This is a genomic window from Prochlorococcus sp. ALOHA_ZT_50, from assembly GCF_022447305.1.
Classification (GTDB): Bacteria; Cyanobacteriota; Cyanobacteriia; order PCC-6307; family Cyanobiaceae; genus Prochlorococcus_A.
On sequence record NZ_JAKVCI010000054.1, the window covers coordinates 1 to 3,305 of the forward strand.

Consider the following 3,305-nt stretch of genomic DNA (forward strand, 5'->3'; position numbering starts at 1 on the left):
CCTCACGGTATTGGGCCGGTAATAGCCAAGCAGAAATCTTTATTCTTGATGGAGATCCATTACCAGCTTCTTTAATCGATCAAGCCAAAGAACAGGCTAAGCTCGAATGGGAGGCAAGGGAAAAACGCCGTCAAGAGACTTTAGCTAGGGTCAAGAAACAAAACCTCGACGAACTTAAAACCTTAGCCTTAGAAGCCCTAAACTTCATCCCACCACGGCAACCAGGAACCGGAACTTATGAAGAATCGTTAAGAGTCCTCATGGCCTTAACAACGATCTTTGGTCCCACTGAAGCGATCTCCATAGCTGAAACCTGGAGTCCCCCCATGAAAGGTTGGAACCCTGCCAGAAAGATCCAAGGGTTCAGAGTAGGTGAAGTCACCGCCGGTACATTATTCTGGATCGCACAGCAACACGGCTTTAAATTCCCAGAAAGAAAACGGCATTCCCAGGACAGATACCCCATTGAACCAGATGCCGACCTATACCAAGCTTACGTTGAATGGGAAATTGAACAAGAAAAAAATGAACAAGCACAAGAAACCTCAGAGTTTATCGACTTCTTAAAAGCTAAATTTCACGGGTTAGGCAAACATTATAAGAAAGGCTTCGGTTTTACCAAGGAAGTCGAAGAAACTAAAGTAAAATTACCTCGACAAATAACATTAACCCTTAATGATCCTGTCCCCACTCCCGAGGACTATAAAGGGCTTGAACCCCCGATAATTATCTTTAAGAAAGGTAATAGGAAGAAACTCTATCAAAAATTAATAAACGCTGGCTGGAAGCATATATTAGATGCTAGTGTTCCCGGCTCTGGCAAATCTTATGACACAGGTAATTTTGCCTCAGAAAATGGTAAACATTTCCATATCACAGTAGACCACCGTAACCCCTCTACTCCCACCATTAAAGACAACTTTACTGACCTTAACCCAAGACATAAAGGAATCTATCAAGTAGGTGAGCGAATTGAACTCAAAGGAGAAAAACATCAATTAATTACCCCTAGTAATTGTTCTAATGTCGATGCCTTTAACCAACTATATACTAAGAATTATGACGTTTACTTTGATGGAGTCAACCAAGTTTGTCGTCATTGTATCTATGGTCAAATCAAACAAGAATCTAACGAATTAGACTCAGAGGGAAATCCTAAAATAGTTAGTAAATGCGGTGCCGAATCAGGAGAAGGCTATGGCTTTTTACATCAAAGAAAACTAACTTTATCCTCGCCTACAATAAGATGCACCCCAGAGCAATTAAGTGATATAACCGCTTATAACTATTCACCGGATCTCTTCTCAATTGAAGAAGCTGGTAGAACATTAGGTACAAAACAAATCATAGGCTCTCTCAATTGTTTTAATCGCCAGATGTTAGACCTAAGAGCCAAAAATCTCGATTATTTTTTGGCTATTGAAAATTTATTAAATTTACGCCCCTATCTTGAAAAAGATACCAAACGCCGTTATGGTCTAAGACATAAAGAAATCTTAGATATTATTGGCGAAGCTCCTGAAAACCTAGAAGAAATAATACAGTTTATCTACAATGAGTTCAACCAACTAGACGATGTTTTTGTAACTCCTGACAGTACAGGAACTGTCAACTATAAAGAGGGGGGTATAACCCGTGAACAAGCCAAGACCGCCCGTCGAGGTTTAGCTATTGAAGCCCGTGAGAAGACCTTAGAAAATATTAAGAGACTACCATCAAACATTCTCTTTGACTTATTAGAAGTTTGGGGAGGAAAGAAAGGCGCGTTTAAGACCAACCAATATGGTGAAATTATTATAACTAGACCTGACTTTAAGATGCAGAGTATCTTGAAAACCAGTCAGGCTAATCTTTACCTTGACGCTACTTTAACAACCGTTAAACTAGCAGCATTAATAGATATTGACCCCACTGAAATTATCACGGTCAAACAAGAAACCACTACAGCTAAAAATAATATCGTTGTTCATGCTGTTGACTTTTCTGGACTGGGTTCTAATAACTGGGGTCGTACCAGGAATGCTGACGGCGAACTATTAACCTTTGAAGAAGCAGAAGGGCCCTTAAAGCGCATTATTGCCACCATCGACAAATTAAAAGATAAATACCCAGAAATTAGTATTTATGCTCTTAAGAAGTATGAGAAGATTTTAGAGAACCGTTACTACTGGTTCAACCACAACAGGGGCGGTAATCATGACCAAGGTAAAGAGGCGATCGCCGCCTTCGGGAAACCTTTACCTGATATGGGTAGCTTAGAGTCTGAGTATATAACCTTGTTTGGTGTAACTGAGTTTGATCATGAACTTAAACCAATGGGGTTTGATGATTATTATGACGAGTCGTGCAACCAGGAAATAATACAGTATGTTGGCCGACAGAGGGCAGACCTTTACCCAGACAAAAAATTTCATTGCTTCATCTTCGCCCCTGACCTTGATCTCACTTTTCTAAAAGAGCTTGGTTATAAGGTGGTATATGAAGATGAGTATCAATATATCCCTGAGTTATGCCGTCGACGTAAAAGGGATAAATGGGCTATCCTTGAAGCTGCCAAGGGGTTGATCAAAGCTGGAAAGAAAATTACTCAAGTAGCTATCGCCAGAGAAATCAATGCAACCCAAAGTTGGGTATGCAAGCTGTTTGGGGGGAATGAAATCCTATCCTGGCGTGATTTTTGCAAAATATTCCACTCTCTATATAAAGCTAATAAAGAAACTGGAATAATTACCACAGGGACAGAAGAAAACGCCACAATGCAGGAATGGCTGGGGTTGAAGCCGTTGGAGGTGGCTCTAGACATGATCAAAGCCATCCATAATGAAGGCTGGGAAAGTGTTGTCGACTATCTCAGGAAAGTTTGCCCTCACGAAGCCTTCCAAATTTTAGGTATTTTGGCCTTATTCACTCCCAATGGGTATCAAGTTTGGCAGGAATTTTTGCCTGAAGTGCCTTTTTGAATCGAATAAATATTACTAAAATTCGCTTAAAAAGGGAGTATTTAAACAACTCTCTAGGTTTTCTATGCTTATAATTGTCTTATTAACCACTTTAATCTTGATTTAGATGCAATAGCATAAGAACAAGCGGCGTTGTTCAAAAATAGGGTTTTTTGGGTGACACTTTCAGCATGAATTTAACCAAGAACCCCCTTGGTTTTTAGAGCTTTAGTATTAACTAAAGGAGTTGAGAATCAAGCTCGTTGAAACCGATCAAAGCCCAACATTTCTAACCAATGTGGATGTTTTTCCCCTGTCATTAATTCCGCTGGACTTCTTCCTACTCGTTCTGGCTTTCGGCTTTCT

General features: G+C 40.1%; 1 protein-coding gene. It reads left to right on the forward strand.

The genetic code is table 11. The annotated features are described in order from the left end of the window. A partial coding sequence (locus MK115_RS09040) for a hypothetical protein (RefSeq protein WP_353847960.1) occupies positions 1-2,960 on the forward strand: 2,960 nt, incomplete at its 5' end. Positions 2,961-3,305 lie beyond the last annotated feature (345 nt).